At 72.4% G+C, this 19,313-nt stretch carries 15 protein-coding genes; 7 read left to right on the forward strand and 8 right to left on the reverse strand.

The genetic code is table 11. The features are described 5' to 3' along the window. Nucleotides 1-37: 37 nt before the first annotated feature. Nucleotides 38-895 carry a DeoR/GlpR family DNA-binding transcription regulator gene (locus ACFQTY_RS09815; protein WP_378099849.1) on the reverse strand — a complete coding sequence of 286 codons (858 nt, stop codon included), beginning with the start codon at nt 893-895 and terminating at the stop codon, nt 38-40. A 182-nt stretch (nt 896-1,077) separates the two neighbouring features. On the opposite strand from ACFQTY_RS09815, the gene ACFQTY_RS09820 reads away from it, so the two are divergent. From ACFQTY_RS09820 to ACFQTY_RS09850, 7 genes are all read left to right on the forward strand, one after another. Further along, nucleotides 1,078-2,373, forward strand: a complete 1,296-nt coding sequence (locus ACFQTY_RS09820; protein ID WP_378099851.1) for an ABC transporter substrate-binding protein — start codon at nt 1,078-1,080, stop codon at nt 2,371-2,373. A 76-nt stretch (nt 2,374-2,449) separates the two neighbouring features. Continuing rightward, nucleotides 2,450-3,397, forward strand: coding sequence for a carbohydrate ABC transporter permease (locus ACFQTY_RS09825; protein WP_378099853.1), 948 nt, complete (start codon nt 2,450-2,452; stop codon nt 3,395-3,397). Nucleotide 3,398: 1 nt separating this feature from the next. Further along, on the forward strand, nt 3,399-4,244 hold the full coding sequence (locus ACFQTY_RS09830) for a carbohydrate ABC transporter permease (RefSeq protein WP_378099855.1): 846 nt from the start codon (nt 3,399-3,401) through the stop codon (nt 4,242-4,244). A gap of 41 nt (nt 4,245-4,285) precedes the next feature. Continuing rightward, a complete protein-coding gene (locus tag ACFQTY_RS09835; RefSeq protein ID WP_378099857.1) occupies nt 4,286-5,146 on the forward strand; it encodes a ketose-bisphosphate aldolase in 861 nt (286 codons plus the stop codon). 14 nt (nt 5,147-5,160) lie between these two features. Continuing rightward, nucleotides 5,161-6,345: an ADP-dependent glucokinase/phosphofructokinase gene (locus ACFQTY_RS09840; protein WP_378099859.1), complete on the forward strand. Its 1,185-nt coding sequence runs from the start codon at nt 5,161-5,163 to the stop codon at nt 6,343-6,345. Continuing rightward, nucleotides 6,342-7,364 carry a DUF4432 family protein gene (locus tag ACFQTY_RS09845; protein ID WP_378099861.1) on the forward strand — a complete coding sequence of 341 codons (1,023 nt, stop codon included), beginning with the start codon at nt 6,342-6,344 and terminating at the stop codon, nt 7,362-7,364. The genes ACFQTY_RS09840 and ACFQTY_RS09845 overlap by 4 nt, the downstream gene beginning before the upstream one ends. Next, nucleotides 7,361-8,377, forward strand: a complete 1,017-nt coding sequence (locus tag ACFQTY_RS09850) for a type I phosphomannose isomerase catalytic subunit (protein WP_378099862.1) — start codon at nt 7,361-7,363, stop codon at nt 8,375-8,377. The genes ACFQTY_RS09845 and ACFQTY_RS09850 overlap by 4 nt, the downstream gene beginning before the upstream one ends. Nucleotides 8,378-8,472: 95 nt before the next feature. Here the strand turns inward: ACFQTY_RS09850 and ACFQTY_RS09855 are convergent, their stop codons facing one another. The 7 genes from ACFQTY_RS09855 to ACFQTY_RS09885 form a co-directional block, all read right to left on the reverse strand. Beyond that, nucleotides 8,473-9,783 (reverse strand): glycoside hydrolase family 6 protein, encoded by a 1,311-nt coding sequence (locus ACFQTY_RS09855; protein WP_378099864.1) that lies wholly within the window; start codon nt 9,781-9,783, stop codon nt 8,473-8,475. Between the two features lie 165 nt (nt 9,784-9,948). Then, on the reverse strand, nt 9,949-11,241 hold the full coding sequence (locus ACFQTY_RS09860) for an MFS transporter (protein ID WP_378099866.1): 1,293 nt from the start codon (nt 11,239-11,241) through the stop codon (nt 9,949-9,951). A 32-nt stretch (nt 11,242-11,273) separates the two neighbouring features. Continuing rightward, nucleotides 11,274-11,888 carry an ArsR/SmtB family transcription factor gene (locus tag ACFQTY_RS09865; protein ID WP_378099869.1) on the reverse strand — a complete coding sequence of 205 codons (615 nt, stop codon included), beginning with the start codon at nt 11,886-11,888 and terminating at the stop codon, nt 11,274-11,276. A 68-nt stretch (nt 11,889-11,956) separates the two neighbouring features. Next, nucleotides 11,957-12,940 (reverse strand): DUF6976 family protein, encoded by a 984-nt coding sequence (locus tag ACFQTY_RS09870; protein ID WP_378099871.1) that lies wholly within the window; start codon nt 12,938-12,940, stop codon nt 11,957-11,959. A 31-nt stretch (nt 12,941-12,971) separates the two neighbouring features. Beyond that, on the reverse strand, nt 12,972-13,193 hold the full coding sequence (locus tag ACFQTY_RS09875) for a hypothetical protein (RefSeq protein ID WP_263732249.1): 222 nt from the start codon (nt 13,191-13,193) through the stop codon (nt 12,972-12,974). 479 nt (nt 13,194-13,672) lie between these two features. Then, on the reverse strand, nt 13,673-17,410 hold the full coding sequence (locus ACFQTY_RS09880) for a helix-turn-helix domain-containing protein (RefSeq protein WP_378099873.1): 3,738 nt from the start codon (nt 17,408-17,410) through the stop codon (nt 13,673-13,675). 174 nt (nt 17,411-17,584) lie between these two features. Beyond that, complete coding sequence (locus tag ACFQTY_RS09885) at nt 17,585-19,180, reverse strand: Na+/H+ antiporter (protein WP_378099876.1); 1,596 nt, start codon at nt 19,178-19,180, stop codon at nt 17,585-17,587. Nucleotides 19,181-19,313 lie beyond the last annotated feature (133 nt).

The raw sequence follows: 19,313 nt of genomic DNA on the forward strand, positions 1-19,313 counted from the left end.
GGCCCGCACCGGCCGAGGAGGTGCGGGGGTCCGGCGGTCAGTCCTCGGTCGTGGGTGCGTGGACCGCCAGGTCGACCGAGCCCGGGTGCAGCACCCGCACGCCGGAACGGTCGAGCGCGTCCTGGAGCGCCTCCGGCGGCGCCACCTCGGTGATCAGGTAGTCGGCGCGGTCCAGCTCGGCGATCTGGGCGAACAGGCGGCGGCCGAACTTCGAGGAGTCGGCGAGCACCGCCACGCGGGACGCCCGGCGCATCATCTCCGCCATCATCGACGCCTCGGACAGGTTGCTGGTGGAGTACCCGCTGTCCGCCGAGACCGCTCCGACGCCGATGAACGCCAGGTCGCAGCGGATGTCGAGGTCGCCGCCGGACACCGACATGGGGATGCCGACCGGACCGACGGTCGCCTGGGCGGTCAGCCGCACCGAGCCGCCGAACACGTACAGGTCGCGGATGGACTGCGGGGAGATCTCGGCCGGCAGCCGCAGGCTGTTGGTGGCGATCGTCAGGTCGCGGCGGTCCCGCAGGTGCCGGGCGAGCGCAAGCGTGGTGGTGCCGCCGTTGACCATGAGGGCGGCGTTGTCCTCGACCAGCGTGGCGGCGAGCTGGCCGATCACCTCCTTGGCGTCGGCCCGCAGGCGCAGGCGCACGTCGAGGCCGGTGTCCGGGCGCGGGTTCGCGGTGAGGCTGACGGCGCCGCCGTGGGTGCGGATCAGCACGCCGTCGGCGTCCAGCTGGTCGAGGTCCCGGCGGATGGTGTCCGGCGAGACGTCGAAGTGCTCCGCGAGGCGCGCGACGGTCACCTCACCGGCCTCCGCCACGTAGGCGGCGAGCTCGGCCTTGCGGCCGGCAGGCAGTCGCCGCGTCGCGACCCCCTCGGATGCTGAAGCGGACATGTGCAAGTAGTAGCACATAACCGCAAGCCTCCACCGCATGCGTGCACGCGCTCCCACCCCGGATTGTGATGAGCGAGCGTCCAGCAGCCCTTGCGCGCCGGAGCGACGCTGCGTTAGCGTGCACGAACACGCAGAAGTGCGCATCGAGGCGCACGATCTCGCAGGTCTCAGAGAGGAGCGAGATGAGCAACGGTGCTCATGCAGTTCGGGCCGCTGTGGCGGTCCTCGGCGTAGCGGCGCTCGCGGTGACGGCCGGCTGCAGCAGCGGCTCGTCGTCCAGCACGTCGGCGTCCAGCGGCGACAGCGGCGGGAAGGTCACGCTCGAGTTCGCCCAGTGGTGGGAGCCGGAGCTGCCCGCGGGCGCGCTCAAGGGCCTCATGGACGACTTCACCAAGCAGAACCCGAACATCGAGGTGAAGCTGCTCAGCGGTCCGTACGCCTCGACCAAGGAGCAGGTGGTCGCCGGGGCCGCATCGGGCACCATGTCGGACGTCGTCGGCCTCGACGGTGCGTGGGTGAGCGACTTCAAGAAGCAGGGCGCCATCGCGGACCTGTCGGCGCTGATGAAGCAGAACGGCTACGACGAGAGCCAGCTGGTCAGCCAGGTCAAGCTCGACGGCTCGACCTACATGATCCCGGTGCTCAACTTCGTCTACCCGCTGTTCACCAACGACGACCTGCTGAGCAAGGCGGGGGTCACCGCACCTCCGTCGACCCGCACGCAGTTCATGGACGCGGCCAAGAAGATCACGGCCGGCGGTGCCGCCTCCGGGTGGGTGCTCCCGCTGTCGCTCGACGCGCCCAACGGCGTGCAGAACGACGTCATGTCGTGGGTCTGGGCGTCCGGCGGCTCGATGCTCAAGGACGGCAAGCCCGACCTGACCAACTCCGACGTGAAGGCCGGGACGCAGTTCGTCAAGGACCTGTGGGACGCCAAGGTCATCGCCCCCGGATCCTTCACCATGAAGGAGCAGGACAAGGTCGAGCAGTTCACCAACGGCCGCGTCGGGATGATGATCGACTCGCTCGCTCACATCAACCTGATCCGCAAGGAGAACCCGAACCTCAAGTTCAGCATCTCGGCCATCCCGGCTGCTGACGGGTACTCGGGCAAGCGCGGCATCCCGTACGCCTCGTGGGGCATCGGCATCGCGCAGAACAGCAAGCACAAGGCCGAGGCGTTCAAGCTCGTCTCGTACCTGCTGAGCAAGGACGTCAACTCCAAGATGTCCACCCTGGCCAACGCCTTCCCGGGGAACACGGGCTCGACGCCGGACTTCTCCAACAGCGACCCGCTGTTCAAGTCCGCCTTCGAGATCTACAAGCAGGGCACCCCGGCGAACGAGTTCGTGGGTCTGCCGGTCTCCGAGCAGCTGATGCGTGACTTCGGCGAGCAGCTGCAGAGCACGCTCGACGGCAAGCAGTCCGTGGACGACGCGCTGAAGAACGCCCAGGCCAAGTGGGTCGGCGAGTTCTAGTCCCCGAGCTCTGGCGGTCCGCACCGGGAACGTGGCACGGGTCCCGGTGCGGACCGCACCGAAGGAGGTCCTCCAGTTGTCTGCACTCACGCACACGACGCACGCGGTGCCGGACGCCGCGCCGGCGGTCCGCCGCCGGGCGCACTGGCCGGTGCTGCGGCGCCGGCTGACGCCGTACGGGTACCTGGCACCGACCGTCGTGCTGCTGGTCGTCCTGATGTTCCTACCGATCGCGATGGTGATCGGCTACTCGTTCCAGGACAACGTCATCACCAACCCGAACCCGGTGTTCGTCGGCCTGAAGAACTACGTGAAGGTGCTCACCAACCCGGTGTTCTTCACCGCCGTGAAGAACACCCTGTACTTCACCGGCGTGAGCGTGGTGGCGCACCTGCTGCTCGGACTGGGCTTCGCGATGATGCTGAACAGCCCGCTGCTGGGCAACCGCACCAAGGCGCTGTTCCGCATGGTGTACGTGCTCCCGTGGCTGTTCACCGTGGCGATCATCGCGGTGCTGTGGCGGATGCTGCTGGACCCCAGCGGGGTGGTGAACTACCTGCTGACCGTCGTGGGCCTGATCCACAAGAACGTCGAGTGGCTGGCGTCACCGGAGATCGCCCTGCACGCGGTGACCTTCATCAACGTGTGGTCCGGATATCCGTTCTTCATGGTCAGCCTGCTGGCCGGCCTGCAGGGGATTCCCAAGGAGCTGTACGAGGCGGCGACGGTCGACGGCGCCGGTCCGCTGCAGAAGTTCCGCAGCGTCACGCTGCCGCAGCTGCGCCCGATCATCATCAGCATGGCGCTGCTGGACTTCATCTGGACCACGCAGCAGTTCGCGCTGATCTGGATGACCACCGGCGGCGGCCCCATCAACGTCACCGAGATGCTGAGCACGTTCACCTACAAGCTCGCATTCAGCCGGTACCAGTTCGCGCAGGCCAGCACCAGCGCGGTGATCATCCTGCTGCTGTCGATGACGCTCGCGTTCTTCTACGTGCGGCACCAGAAGGCGAGGGACTGACATGGCGAGCACGGCCAAGCGTCGCCGGGAGAACACCCAGCGCGCGTTCCTTCTGCTCGGTCTGGTGGCCGGCGGGCTGTTCGCCGGCTTCCCGGTGCTGTGGATGCTGTCCAACTCGTTCAAGCCGAACGTCGCGATCTTCGCCACGCCACCCAGGCTGGTCAGCGGCTTCACGCTGCAGGCGTACAAGGAGATCTTCACCGACCCGACCAAGCTGCGGTACTTCGGCAACAGCTACGTCGTGGCCCTCAGCGTCACCGCACTGACCCTGCTGGTCGGCATCCTGGCCGCCTACGCGTTCAGCCGGTACGAGTTCCCGTTCAAGCGGGTGCTCAACATGGTGGTGATCAGCGTGCAGGCGGTGCCGCCCATCACGCTGTTGATCCCCTATTTCGGGCTGGTCGTGGCGCTGAAGATGTACAACACCTACCAGGGTCTGATCCTCACGTACATGGTGTTCACGCTGCCGTACGCGATCATCATGCTGACCGGCTATTTCAACACGCTGCCGCGTGAGCTGGACGAGGCGTGCAAGGTCGACGGGGCGAGCGGTTTCGGTGCCCTGTGGCGGATCCTCGTGCCGATCGCCGTCCCCGGAATCGTCTCGGTGGGCATCTACACGTTCATGATCGCGTGGAACGAGTACCTGTTCGCCCTCACGCTGACCAAGACCAACCAGATGCGGACCGTTCCGATCGGCATCCAGCTGCTCATGGGCCAGCACTCCTACGAGTGGAACCAGATGATGGCGATGAGCGTGCTCGGCGCCGTCCCGGTGCTGCTGCTCTTCCTCTTCTTCCAGCGCTTCTTCATCGGCGGGATGACCGCCGGTGCCGTGAAGCTCTGACCGCCGGACCGTTCGAAAAGACAAGGAAGCGAGAACCGAACATGTTGGTGAGTGGCAAGGACATCCTGGCGGTCGCGGACGCGAACAGCTTCGCGGTCCCGGCGTTCAACATCAGCGACTGGGCGATGTACAAGGGCATCGTCGAGATCAGCGAGGAGAAGGAGGCGCCGCTGATCGTCGCGATCCACCCGGACGAGCTCAGCCACATCGGGGTCGACCTGCTGCCGTCGATCATCGCGACGGCGCACCGCACGCACATCCCCGTCGCGATCCACCTCGACCACGGCGCCACCTACGAGCAGGTGCTCACCGGAATCCAGGCGGGCTTCACCTCGACGATGATCGACGCCTCGGCCCTGCCGTTCGACGAGAACGTCGCGATCACCCGCAAGGTGGTCGAGGCCGCGCACGCCGTCGGGCTGTCCGTCGAGGGCGAGCTGGGCACCATCGGCAAGATGGATGCCGAGGCCGAGGACGGTTCGGACACGATCATCTACACCGACCCGGACGACGCGGTCGCGTTCGTCGAGGCGACCGGCGTGGACAGCCTGGCCATCGCGATCGGCACGTGCCACGGCCTGTACCCGGACTGGATGAAGCCGGCGCTGAAGCTCGACCTGCTGCAGGCGATCAAGGCCAAGGTCGGCGTGCCGCTGGTGCTGCACGGCGGGTCGAACAACCCCGACGACGAGATCGCGCAGGCCGTGAAGCTGGGCATCAACAAGATCAACATCTCCAGCGACATCAAGGCGAGCTACCACCGCAGGATGCGCGAGGTGCTGGCCGACCCGACGGTGCGCGAGCCCAACACGATCCAGCCGCCGAGCATCGCGGCGATGAAGGTCACCGCGGCGGAGAAGATCGACCTGTTCGACGCCGCCGGCAAGGCTCTGCTGTTCTGAGGTTGTACTGAGCCATGAAGAACGCGGTTCTGGGCCTCGGCGGCACGGTCGACTACGAGGTCACGTGGGACGACCCGACCGTGCAGGCGCTCGCCGAGGCGTACGGGATCGCGGCTGACGAGCTCGACCGGCTGCTGCCCATCGACTCGGAGCGCGACCTGGTGCGGACGGTCCTCGCGTTCCTGCGCGACGGCGGTGGGGGAGAGCGGTACGTCGCCTCCTCCGCCGTCGTCGAGCGGTTCGCCGCCCGGTTCGACACCCGCATCACGCTGGGCGGCACGTGCGTGCGGGCGGCGATCGCGATGGCGAAGCTCGACCTGCCGAGCACGGTGCACCTGGTCAGCATCGACGACCACGTGCGGCGGCTGCTGCCGACGGACGTCGCCTACGTGTGCAGCGCCGAGCAGGACTCGACGGACCCGCACCTGATCGTGCAGTACCCCGCCGGCGCCACCGTGAAGCTGGGACCGGACCTGCTACGGGCGCCGCGGCCCAACCGGCTGATCTACACCAACGACCCGCCGAACGCGGAGCTGCTGCTCAGCGAGGAGCTGGGCGCCGTGCTGGCCGAGGCCGACGTGTTCCTCGTCTCGGGGTTCAACACCATCCGCGACGCGGACATGCTCGCCGAGCGGCTGGACGACCTGCGCCGCCACATGCGGCACCTGCCGCCCGGCGCGCTGGTGGTCTACGAGGACGCCGGCTTCCACGTGCCGGCGCTCAGTGCCCTGGTCCGCGAACGGCTGCTGGACGCGGTGGACCTGTACGGGATGAACGAGGACGAGATGCAGGCGTACGTCGGGCAGCAGGTGGACCTGCTCGACGCACCCGCGATGGTGGGTCACCTGCGGGCGCTGCACCAGGTGGTGCCGGCCCGCACGCTGCTGGTGCACAGCGGGTGCTGGGCGCTGACGTACGGGCCTCGCAGCCGCGAGTGGCGGGACGCGCTGCGCGGCGGCGTCACGATGGCGGGCGCCCGGTACGCGCTGGGCGACGACTTCACCGCCGCCGACTACGACGTGGTGGGCGCCGGGCCGGTCAACGCCGCCGGCGCCCGGTTCGCGGCGGGGCTCGAGGCGCTGCTGGGCGAGGAGGTCTGCGTCGTCCCGGCGCTCGACCTGGACGTACCGCGGCCGACGACGATCGGGCTGGGCGACACCTTCGTCGGCGGCCTGATCGCCGCGGTGGTGCGGGGATGAGCGGGCCGACCGATCCGGTGGACGCGGCGGCGCTGCTCGACAGCGGGATGGTGTCGCTGCCGGACGCGGTCGCCTCGGTCGACGAGGTGACGCGGGCCGGTGGTGAGCGGGTGCTCGTGGTGCGGGCAGCCGGCGGGCTGGCCGTGGACGTGCTGCCGGACCGAGGGCTGGACCTCGGCCCCGTGTGGTGGGGCGGCGTGCCGGTCGCCTGGCGGTCGCCGAACCCGGTGGACCCCGGCCCGGGCCGGGGCTGGGAGGAGCGGTTCCGCGGCGGGCTGCTGGCCACCTGCGGGCCGGACAACATCGGTGAGCCGCGCGCCGGCTCCGGTCAGCACGGCACCCACCACCTGACGTCCGCCTACGAGGTGCGGTGGTGGCGGGAGCGGACCGCCTCGGCGCTCGAGGTGCACGTCAGCGGCAGCGTGGCGCACACGTCGTTGGGCGGTGCGCGCATCGTCGTCGAGCGCCACGTCGTGGTGCCCACCGGGACGCCCTGGGTGCAGGTGCGCGATGTCGTCCGCAACGTCGGCGACCGGCCCGTCGGCGTCCCGCTGCTGTACCACGTCAACCTCGGCGCACCGCTGCTGCGTCCGGGTGCGCGCCTGCGCGTGCCCTACCGCGACCACGTCACGCGCGAGCCGCTGCCGGCGGGCCGCCACCCGCTCGAGCTGCCGAGCCCCGCCGTCGGCCTCGAGCCGGTGGTCGCGGAGCACCGTGGGCCCACCACCACCGGCGAGCGGGCCAGTGCGGTGCTGACCGGCACGGGCGCCGGCGTCGAGGTGGTGGTCGAGTGGCCCGTCGCCACGCTGCCCCGGCTGAACACCTGGGCCTGGCTGGCCGAGCGGGCGTGGGTGCTGGGCGTCGAACCGTCCAACGCACCCCTGTTCGGGCCGGAGCGGGACGGGTGGGCCGCGGGCGCACCCGTGCTGGAGCCCGGTGCGGAGTGGGAGACGGGGGTCAGCGTGGGCCTGCGCCCGGTGCCGGGAGACGAGCCTCGACAGGAGGAGCAGGGCAGATGACCGTGGTGGAGCTCGCCGCGAACCAGCCGGCGGACCGCTTCTACGCCGGGGGCGCGCGCATCCGCGCCTTCCGGGGCGCCGCGGCCGAAGGCGACCACGTGCCGGAGGACTGGGTCGGTTCGGTCACCCCGCTGTTCGGCGAGCGTGACCTGGGGCTGACCCGGCTGCCCGACGGGTGGCTGCTGCGCGATGCCGTCGCCGCCGACCCCGTGGCGTGGCTCGGCGAGGACCACGTCCGGCGGTTCGGGTCGGACACCGCCCTGCTGGTCAAGCTGCTCGACGCGGGCGAGCGGCTGCCGGTGCACGCGCACCCCGACCGGGAGTTCGCCGCGGCGCACCTGGGCCTGGCGCACGGCAAGACCGAGGCGTGGATCGCCCTCGAGCCGGCCGACGTGCACCTGGCGTTCGCCCGGGACGTGTCCGACGACGAGCTGGCCGGCTGGGTGCAGCACCAGGACACCGCCGCGATGCTCGGTGCGATGCACACGCTGCGGCTGCGAGCCGGTGACGCCGTGCTGGTGCCGGCCGGGCTGCCGCACGCGATCGGCGAGGGCGCCTTCGTGGTGGAGCTCCAAGAGCCGACCGACCTCTCGATCCTCATGGAGTGGGACGGCTTCCGGATCGACGGCGCCGCGCTCGGCCACCTCGGGCTCGGGTTCGGCACGGCGCTCGCGGCCGTCGACCGGCGCGCCTGGTCGGCGGACGAGGTCGAGGCGCTGCGCGGTGCCGACGCCTCCACCGTCGGGCCACTGCTGCCCGCTGCCGCGGAGTTCTTCCGCGCCGACCGGTCCCGTGGGCCGGTGAGCTGGGATCCGGGGTTCGCGGTCGTCGTGATCGTCGCCGGTCAGGGCGCGCTGCGGCCGGACGACGGCTCCGTCGTGCCGCTGCGACCAGGGCAGACGCTCCTGGTCCCGCACTCGGCAGGCGCCGTCGAGGTGTCGGGTGCTGCAGACCTGGAGCTGCTGCGCTGCCGACCCCCGGCGGCAGCAGTGGGAGGCGTCACCGCACGCTGACGCCTCGACGGCCGCCGCCTCCCGCGGAGGGCGGGGAGCGGCGGCCGTCGGCCGTCCTGCGCTGCGAGGCCAGTGGACCTCTGTGCGAACTGCGCCTACGCCAGCGGCGGGTTGGCCAGCGCGATCAGCTGGCGCGCCTGCGCCGCGAACCACGCGCCCGCGGCGGGGTCGACGATGCCGCCCCACTCCGGGTCGGTGGTGCCGCCGGTGCCGCGGCTGCACTGGCCGTCGGACTCACCGGGCACCTTGATCCACAGGTACGCGTCGAGCAGCGGGGTGCCGGTGGTCGTCGTCGGGACCATGCCCAGGCCGCGGCCCGGAGGGTTGCACCAGTCCTGCTTGTCCGAGTACTGCGTGCCGCCGGTCCACGGCCCCTGCCCGTTGCGGCTGGTGTCGATGACGAAGTGCGTCGTCGGCTGCGTGCTACCGAGCGCGGCGGCGTAGCGGGAGTCGATGCCGACGGTGTTCCACTTCAGGTCGGCCGCGTTGCCGCTGCACGGCTCGTTGCGCCACACCTGCGCGTTGTCCATGCCGGTGCCGGCCCAGCTGGTGGCCGGACCGCCGTTCCAGTACTGGTTGCCGCAGTTGTCGTTGAACGCGTACGCGGTGGGATCGGCGGCGCTGTCCCGCTCGGCCAGCGCGATGCAGGAGGACACCCAGCGCCCGTACGCGGCGAGGTTCGGTGAGAGCTGGTAGTTGGACGCGTTGACGAAGAACCCGTCGGCCCGCTGCACGCCGGCCATCAGCAGCCGCTGGGCGGACTCGCCGATGTTCTGCCAGGCGGTGTGCGTCGCGTCGAGGTAGACGGCCGTGCGGGAGTGCGCCTTCAACGCGTCGACGGCGTAGTTGAGCTGGGTGAACCGGTCGGCCGGGTTGGCGCCGGTGATGGAGCAGTTCGTCGAGCCGTCGAGCCGGCTGACGTAGTTGGGGATCAGGCCCAGGCCGTCGGGCTCGAGGATCACGGCGGCGGGCGCGTTGCCGATGCCGCGGGCCAGCCCGTCGATCCACGCCTCGTACTGCGCGGTGCTCTGGGCGCCGCCCGCGGAGTACTGGCCGCAGTCGCGGTTGGGCAGGTAGTAGGCGACGAGCACGGGGACGCTGTGCTGCTTGGAGGCCTCGCGGACCACCTTGGCGACGTCGTTCTGGACGGCCCGAGGCGTGCCGTCGGTGAACCACGTGGCGCTGGGGTAGCGCGCCAGGAGCGCGGCGTCGGCACGGGCGGTGCCGGTGAGGTGGTGCATCGCGTCGACGGTGGTGCTGTGCGGGTTGACGAACAGCCGGGCGCCGGGCTGCAGCGGGTTGCCCGCCGCCCCGGGCAGGCCGTGGGCGTCGGCGGCGCCGGCGGTGAGCAGGACGAGGGCGGCGGCTGCCGCCAGAGAGACGAGCTTCCGTGCTGGTCGAGCCATGAGAGCGCTCCCACACTGCTGAGGCCGATGCGTCGGTGCGTCGGCGGTGGACTCCGTTGTCGCAGCCGGTGTGGTGGATGCAGTGCTCGGACCGGCTGTGCGTGCAACGGTCGTGCGCTGTGGGAGCGCTGTCAAGCCCTGCGTGACGGACCGGGAGCGGCCCGCTTACACGTCCGCCGGGGCCGCCGTGGTGACCTGCGCCGACGCGTGGGTCGCACGCTCGTGCCGCAGGGCCGGCCAGTACAGGGCGGCGCCCAGGATGCTGAAGGCCCCGGCGACGACGATGGCCACGGGCGTACCGTCGTGCTCCGCCAGTGGACCGAGCACCAGCAGCCCCAGCGTGTACGCGCCGCCGGACACCATCGAGTTCATCGACAGCACGGTGGTGCGGGTGCCGGCACCCGCCTCCCGGTGCAGCAGCGTGGAGTGCATCGGCCCGGCGGCACCGTGCACGGTGTACGTCAGCAGGAACGCCGTGACCAGGCCGATCGGCCCCGCCATCAGCCCCATCAGCACCACGAGCGCACCGTTGAGCACCCGTGCCAGCAGCGCCGTCCAGGCGACGCCGATCCGCCGGCTGGCCCGCGCCGCGAGTGCCGAGCCGACCGCGAACAGTCCCCACGCGGCGGCGGACACGGGCCCCATCAGGGCGCCGGCCCTCGTCTGACCGCCCGCCAGCTCCGCCAGCCGGACGGGGAACAGCGTCTCGAAGCCGATCATCGCCGTCGCCCAGAACACCTCGACCAGCACCAGCGCGCGCAGCACCGGGGAGGCGGCCATCACGCGCACTCCGCTCAGCACGGTGCTCGGGGCGCCGGCTGCCGATTGCAGCGCGTCGCGGACGCGCGATCGGCGGCCCGCGGCGGCCGTGTGCGGCCGGTGCTCGTGCATCCGCACCGCGATGGCCACCACGTTGACCACCTGGAACCCGAGGGCGAGCCAGTACGGCAGCGCCAGGGCCGGCATCGACGCCACCGGGTGCCAGGCGACCAGGCCGCCGGACAGCAGGGCACCGGCGGCGATGGCGACCCCCAGCACGGTTCCGGCGTGCGCAAGCGTCGGTTCCACCCGCACGTCGGGGTCGTCGGCGCGGGCCGTGTCGACGTACCAGGCCTCGAGCGGGCCGGAGTCGAGGGCGCGGAACACGCCCTGCAGCGCCAGCGCGACGACGAAGGCGCCGAACGTGCGGGCGTTGATGAAGACGAGCCCCGAGGCGACCCCGACCAGCGAGGCGGCCAGCAGCACCGGACGCCGTCCGACGGCATCGGCCAGGCCGCCGGTCGGCAGCTCGAGGCCCAGCACCACGAACCCCTGCATCGACAGGATCACGCCCAGCTGGGCGACGCTCATGCCGCGCTGCAGCGTGAGCAGCGTGGTGACGCCGATGGTCAGCCCGACGGGGAACCAGCGGGTGGCCGTCAGCAGCAGCACCGTGCGGCGGGCGGTGGCTGCCGTCACCGGGGGGTGCTGGCGAGTGGCACCGGCGCCCGTCATGCGTCGTCCGGACGCTCGTCGAGGTCCACCGGGAACAGCACCGAGTACACGGCCAGGCGCCGGGCGTCGGGGTGTCCGGCGCCGATCTGCCGGTACCGGGCCAGCAGCTGCTCGAGCTCCGTCTTGAGCGCCTGCGCCTGCTCCGCCGTCGCCACGATCAGCTGGTCGCTGAGCCCGGCGGCGTCCCGCCACGGCAGCGGCCAGTCCGCCTCGACGTCGAGCCACTGCTCGAACTGCTGCCCCAGGTGCCGGCTGTAGTCGCGCACCAGCCAGCCGAGGGCCGTCTGCGCGTCCTCGTCACCGGCGAAGTCGCTGGCGTTCCACTCGTTGGCGTCGGTGGCCGCGCGCCACAGCCGCCGCTTGCCCTCACCCTCGCCGGTGTCCGCCACGAGCCCCACCGACTCGAGCTTGCGCAGGTGGTACGAGGTGGCGCCCGTGTTGGTGGTCAGGGCTGTGGCCAGGTCGGTGGCGGTAGCCGGACCGCCGCGGCGCAGGGCCGACAGCAGGCGGGAGCGCAGGGGGTGGGCGAGGACCTTCAGGGCCGCGGCGTCCAGGCGGAACGTGGTCTGCGTGGTCTGCGGGGTCTGCGGGGTCTGCTCGGCGGGGGCCATGCACGCACGGTACGTCTGCACAGGATCTATGCACAACACGTGTGCACAGATCCTGTGCAGCGCGGACGTCAGTCGTGCAGCTCCAGGTACACCAGCGTCTGGTTGAGCAGCTGGTAGGCGATCTCGCCGAAGGTGATGGGCCCGACGATGTCGCCCGTGCGCTTGCCCTCGAGCTCCGAGTACAGGAAGTTGAGGATGCAGTTGCAGGAGAAGGTGGGCGTCACCGAGCTCGCCGGCAGGTGCGAGACGAAGTCGCCGACGTAGTCACCGATCGGCGCCGCGAGCTTGTACTCGATGCCGGAGAACACCGGCGCGTACAGGTCCACCGTGCCGCCGTCGTCGGGCACGGACTGGAACGAGACGTTGATCATCGCCCCGAAGTAGTCCGCCACCAGCGGCAGCCGCACGTCGTGGCCGATCTCCTGCAGGTACTCCGAGAAGACCCGCGGCACGCCGTCCACCAGCACCTTGTCCTGCGAGAAGCCTGTCGAGTCGAACGTCAGCGTGGCGCCGTCGCCCTGCCGGAACAGGTTGACGATCTCGGCGCTGGCCAGCACCCCGTCGGGCAGGGCTGCGTGCAGCACCACGGCGTCGTCGCCGCTGACGTCCGTGCCCGAGCCGGCGAACACCTTGGCGCTCGCGGTGCCCAGGTCGTCGAGGTGCACGCCGGAGACCCAGCCGACCACCGGGCGGTCGAACAGCCCGGGCAGCTCCGGCGCCTCGGCGGCGTACCGGCTGTGGGCGGGGCTGCCGGCCGGGACGATGATCACGCTGAACCCGTTGTCGAACGCGTCGGACGTGAGGCCGTCGAGCTCGGCGGCGGAGCAGCGGCGCACGCGGACGTCCGTGACCTGCTCGGGCAGCGTGTCGACGTAGACGAGCTCGCGGTTGACCTGGCCGCCGGCGTCGGTCATGAAGTAGGGGATGGTCCCGCCGATCCAACGGCCCTGCGGCAGCTGACGCAGCAGCGACTCGTCGCCGGCGACGAGCACGGCCGCGCCTGCGGTGATCGCGTCGGAGGCCTCGGCGACGGTGAGCAGCTTTCCTGGCATGGTCTCTCCTTGCGGATGAGGGGCTGGCGGGTCAGCCGAAGATGGACTGGATGTCGGCTGCGACCAGCCGCTCGTTCTTGGTGAAGAGCGCCTGCACCTCCTCGATCGCCGCGGCGCGGGCGGCCGGGGCGAGGGGCGAGTTGCGCGCGATGCGCTGCATCAGGATGCGTAGCGCGAGAAAGCTGTACGTGTGGGCTTCGGGGTGCTCGACGAGCGCTTGCCACCTCGGGTCCTGGCGCGCTGGCACTGGCATGTGGAGGTCCTCCTCACGAGGAGCGGCTCGTCTCCGTTGGCGAGCCTTCGCCCAGACCATCGGCAGCCGCGGGCCTGCCCGTAGCCGTTCGTCCGGCGCCGCCTCAGTCCAGGGCGACCGTGCCGCGGAACCCGGCCACCGGGCCGTCGACGGCGGACCGGCGGGGCGCGGGGTCCGCCGGTCGGGCAGCCGGCCCGGCGGGCCGGTGCGACCCCCCCTGCGGGTCGCACCGGGCCACCGGGGACGGCTGCGGTTCCCCCTGCGCGCAGCCGTCCCCACCGACCCGACGGCGGTCGCGTGGCGCGCACCGCGAGCGGCTCGTGCGGGCCTCGTGACCCGACCCCCGGGCGGACGAGGCCTGCAGCCAGGCGCGCAGCACGATCTCTGCGTGCCGCAGGAGAAGTACGGCACAGCGCGGCAGGGCCGAACAATGCAGCGCACCGTACGACCTTGTACGGCGAATTCCCGGCAGTTCCGGGCTACGGGCAGAGCGTCGGTTGTGTCACACCATCGACCGTTTTGGTCCATTCCGCAGAACTCATCGCCAGACCGCGCCCGGCCGCCGCGCAGATCGTCCCGCGTGCCCCGGCGAGCGAGAGGGGCCAGATCCGGACCGTCTTGTCGACGCCCGCGGCGCTCACGTAACCGCTGTCGGGCGAGAAGTCCACCCCGAAGACGTTGCCCGGCACGCCGTCGAGGGTGGCGAACCGTCGTGGCGCGCGAGGATCCGCGACGTCCCACAGCCGGACGGTGCCGTCCGTCATCCCTGCGCCCAGGTAGTGCCCGTCCGGGCTGAACCGCACGGTCATGGCGTGCCCGTCGGCCCAGAGCAGCGGCGTGCCGAGCGCCTCCGGACGCGTCCTGTCCCGCACGTCCCACAACCAGATGGAGCTGTCGTCGCCGCTGGCGGCGAGCGTGCGCCCGTCGGGGCTGAAGGCAGCGGAGTACACGTAGCCCTTCGGGCCCGTCAGCGGTGCACCGACCGGAGCGGGGTTGGCCAGGTCGGTCACGTCGATCAGCATCACGCGACCGCTGAGCACGGCGGCTGCGACGGTGCGCGAGTCCGGCGAGAACGCCACGCTGTTCACGTACGTGCCCTGGCTGTCGAGGTGGCTCAGGCGTGCCGTCGGCGAGGAGGGCACGCCGGCGGTCAGGTCCCAGAAGGTCACCGAGCGGTCGTCGGAGCTCGCGGCGAGCCGGGTGCCGGTGGGGTCGAAGGCGACCGAGTCGATCCAGTCGTCGTGCGCCTGGACCGAGCTGAGGTACCGAGGTTGGGCGGTGTCGGCGATGTCCCAGAAGCTGAGCCCGCCCGTGGTGTCGCCGGCGACGAGGAGGTGCAGGGCGGCCGAGACGGCGACCGAGCCGTCGAGGCGCGCCTTGCCGGGGAACGCTGACAGGCTCAGCAGCGCCGGATGCGTCGGGTCGCCGACGTCCCACAGCCGCACGCCGTCCTTGGTGGCGGTCGCCAGCAGGTGCTGGCTGAACACGGCCTGCCCGGGGGCACCGGCGAGCCCGCCCAGCACGTCGCCGGGGTAGGTCCACTCGCGCAGCAGCCCGTCGGCGCCCCCCGAGTACAGCCTGCTGCCGTCGTGGTTCCAGTCCGCCGAGATCAGCGTGGTGGGATGCGCCAGCGACGCGGTGACGGCGCCGGTGGCGGTGCTCCACACCCACAGGTGCTTGTCGGAGCTGGCGGCCGCGAGCTGCGTGCCGGTCGCGTCGAACCGCACGGAGTTCACCCACGATGCCGGGCCGACCAGCTTCAGGCCCGCCACCGCGGCAGCGGGGGAGCTGACGTCCCACAGGTGCACGGCGTCGTCGGCCGCCCCGACGGCGAGGGTGCGGCCGTCCGGACTCAGGTCGAGCGACGTGATCTTGCCCGCCGCCGAGCTCACCGGTGTGCCGAGCGGTGCCGGTTGTGCCGGGGTGCGCACGTCCCACAGCCCGAGCAGGCCGTCCGACCCACCGGCGGCGAGCACGGCGCCCGTCCGGTCGAGGGTGACGGCCTGGACGCTGCCGGTGAAGGCGTGGACGGTGCCGGCGAGCTGGTAGCTGCCGTCCGCGGCTCGCCACAGCTGCACCGTGCCGTCGGACGCGGCGGCCGCCAGGGCCGTGCCGTCACCGCTGAGGGCCACGCCGTAGAACGTCGCGGTGGTGGCCGCCGCTGCGACCGGGACCACCGCGGGGTGGGCGGGGTCGCTGACGTCCCACACCTCCAGCGCACCCTTCGCACCCGCCGTGGCCAGCCGAGAGCCGTCGGCGGTGAAGGCCGCGTGGTACCGGCTGCCCGGTGTCGGCAGGGCGGCGAGCTGGTGGGGATCGGTGCCCGTGGACCACAGGAGCAGGTGGCCGCCCTCGCCGGCGAGGGCGACGTAGGTGCCGTCCGGGCTGGTGGCCACGGAGTTGAGCACCTCGCCCGTGGCGGCGAGCCGGGACACCGGTGTGCGGCCCGCGGCGCTGAGCAGGGCGGACCGGCCATCCACGGTGTCGGCCTCGCGAGTCGCCGCGACGGCCACCTGACCGCTCAGCGCGGGGTCGGTGGTGGCCAGCTGCTGGGCCGTCACGGCCAGCTGCCGCGACACCGCCACGTCCCGTGCGCGGGCCGAGCGCCTGCTCTGCACCACCGACACGGCCGCGAGGCTTCCGGTGCTCAGAGCCAGCACGGCAAGCACCGCGACCAGGGTGCGCAACCGGCGCGTGGCGCGCCGCCGCCCCGAGGCACGGTCCACCTCCGCCGCGTCGCTGCGGTCCAGGAAGTCGCGTTCGGCCTGCGTCAACGTGTGCCCCGAGCCGCCGCTCACCCAGCGCAGGGCCGCCTCGAGCGCGGAGCCCCGGTAGAGCAGGTCGCGGTCCCGGTCGGAGTCCGCCCAGTGCTGCGCCGCCTCGGCCAGCCGGTTGTGCAGCCGCAGCCCGTCGCGATCCTCCTCGAGCCAGCCACGCAGCCGGGGCAGCGCCGTGAGCAGCGACTCGTGGGCGAGCTGCACGTGGTCGCGGTCGGAGGTGACCAGCCGCGCCTCGACGTAGGCCGCCACCACCTGCTGCTCGGCGGGCGTGGTGAACGCGCTCGCGCGCACCGATCGCCGCATGTCGGAGAACCCGTCCCGCACCTGCACCAGCCGCAGCAGGGTGCCCCGCTCGGCGGCCTGCTGCTGCGGGGTCAGGGACTTGTGCACCGCCTCTCCGGTCTGCGCGACCGACCCCGCGAGACCACCGGCCTCCCGGTAGTGCGCGAGCGCGAGCCGGTGACCGCTCGCGGCCAGCCAGGTCGCGTACAGCGCGTGCGAGAGCAGCGGCAGTGCCCCGGGCTCCAGCCGCGCGCCGGGGCCGCCGGTGGCCTCCGAGACGAGCACCTCGACCAGGGCGGGCTCGACCTCGATGCCCGCCGCACGAGCCGGCTCGGCGATCACCCGGCGCAGGGCGTCGGCAGGCAGGGGGCCGACCAGGAACTGGTTCTCCACCAGCCACCGGGCGCCGGTCTCGACGCCCAGCACGGTGTCGAAGAAGTCGCCCCGCAACCCGACCACCACGGTGACGCCCGTGCGGTGCAGCTGCTCGAGCCGGTCGAACACCTGGTCCGTCACGGCCGCCGGCACGTCGGGGCCGAACACGCCCTCGACCTGGTCGACCACCAGCACGGCGCCGGGTGCCAGGTCGTCGGCGGCCGCGGCCACGCCGGCCGCGGGGTCGTCCCCGGGCTCGGTGACCACCACGCGGACGCCGTCAGCGCGCAGCCGTGCTGCGAGCCCGGCGCGCAGCAGCGACGACTTGCCCGACCCGGACGAGCCGATCACCACCACCGGGGTGGTGGGCGCCCCGCGCACCAGCGTGGTCAGCGCCTCGGTGAGCTCCTCCCGACCGAAGAACAGCTCGGCGTCCTCGGCCTGGTACGCCGCCAGCCCGCGGTAGGGCGCCGTCGCGGTGACGGGTCGACGGCCGGGTGCTCGCCGCAGCCGGGTGACGGCGACCAGCCATGCCGGAACCTCGTCGTCGGGCACACCGAGGGCGGCCAGCACCTGCACGAACTGCTCGGTGGCCGCCAGCGGCGGCACGTGGCGGCCGGTGAGGTAGCCGCTCACGGTGGCGGCGGGGACGCCGGCGGCGCGGGCGAGGTCGCGGACTGTGGCGCCGCGTCGCTCGCGCAGCGCCGTCAGCGCTCGTGCCAGCTCGTCACGCGTGCTCAGCGCTGCGGGGTCGAGGGGAGCACTGTCGACGTCGTCCACTGCGTTGGTCTCCTCGAAGCGGGCCCCCCACCAGCCCCGTGCGGCAGTGGTGCACCGCAGCCAGCCGTGCGGCGGCCTCAGGCTAGCCGCGCGTGCGGCGCCCTCCCACGGACCTCTGGCCGGACCGTCCCGAGCGTCACTCTTCCGGGGCGCGACCCGTCGGCGAGGGCCCGCTCAGTCCAGGGCCAGCTGTTCCCGCTCGAGCCGCAGCTCCTCGATGTCCAGCCGTGCCTGCACCTGGCGCAGCACCGTGTCGTCGATCGCCCGCTCGTCGCGCAGCCGCACCACCGTGGCCCGCTTGCGGGCCAGCAGCGCCCGCCGCAGTGCGGCGTCCTGCGACTGCCGCCGCTCGGCCGGCTCGGCCTCCGGGCCGGGGGCGCCGCGCGCCATGAGCAGCAGCAGGTGGTCGAAGTACTCGGTGCGCACCCGGTCGGCCACCTCCCGGTCGATGCCCAGCTCGGTGGCCACCTCGGCGATCGCGGACAGCGCCTCCTCGGTCGCGGTGCGGTCGGCGAGCAGGCGCTCGGCCGCCTGGGCCTCGTCGTCGGGTCGCAGCCGGGCCCAGCGGGCCGCGAGCGGCAGGGCCAGGCCCTGGACGACGAGCGTGGTGGCGACGACGCCGGCGGTGACGAACACCAGCAGGTCGCGGTCGGGGAACGGTGCCCCGGAGGCCGTCGTCGTCGGGACCGCCAGCACCGCGGCCAACGACACCGCACCGCGGAACCCGGCCACCGTGCTGACCAGCCGCGACCGGTTGGTCACCCGACGCAGCCGCTGCGACGGCCGCCGGTCGATCGCGCGGATCGCGTAGGCCGAGGCGACGAGGAAGACGAACCGCGAGACCAGGATCACCGCGTACACGCCGGCGCCGACGACCAGGGCCGTCACCAGGTCGGTGGACACGAGGCTGCGCACCGCCGAGTGCGCCTCGATGCCGATCAGCACGAACAGCGCGCCGTTGACCAGGAACGTCGTCAGCGTCCAGAAGGCGTTGCTCTGCGACCGGCTCAGGGCACCGTCCAGCCGCGGCCCCACCTGGCTGATGATCAGCCCGCACACCACCACCGCCAGCACGCCGGACGCGTGCACCAGCTCGGCCAGCAGGTAGGCGCTGAACGGGATCAGCACCGTCACGGTGTTGCCCAGCAGCGGGTCGCCCACCCGCCGCAGCCCCTGCACGCCGAGCCACGCCACCAGCGCGCCGACGGCGATCCCGCCCAGGTACGCCAGCGCGAACAGCCCCGCGACGTGCCCCGCCGCCAGGTGGTCGGAGCCGACCGTCACGCCGACGGCCACCGCGTAGAGCACCAGCGCGGTGCCGTCGTTCACCAGGCTCTCGGCGCGCAGCACGGTGACCGTGCGCCGCGGCAGCGTGCGCGCCATCGCCCCGACGGCGGTCGCGTCCGTCGGCGCCACCGCCGCGCCGAGCACCCACGCCGGCCCCCACGGCACCCCGAGCGCGTGCGCGACGGCCGCGACGGCCCACGCCGTCAGCACCACCAGCAGCGTCGAGGACAGCACGATGCCGCGCAGGTTGGCCCGGATCTCCCGGACCGACACGGTGAGCGACTCCCAGTACAGGAGCGCCGGCAGGAACACGAGCAGCATCAGCTGCGGCGGCAGGTGCACGGCCCGCAGGCCGGGGACCGCGCCGAGCGCCGCGCCGATCAGCAGCAGGACGATGGGCGGCGCGACGCGCGTGCGGCGACCGACGGCCGTGCCGAGCACGATGACGGCGCCGAGCACGACGAGCAGCTCGAGAGCGATCATGCGGGGCCTCCCGGGGGTCGCGACGACGGGGGGACGACGAACGACGAACGACGAGCGGCCGCCGGGCCGACTCGTCGTCGAGCGCACATCCTCCCTGGTGGCCAGGGCATCCGTACAGCGATTCTCCGATGGG

Source organism: Cellulomonas sp. T2.31MG-18 (assembly GCF_964266755.1).
Classification (GTDB): Bacteria; Actinomycetota; Actinomycetes; order Actinomycetales; family Cellulomonadaceae; genus Cellulomonas.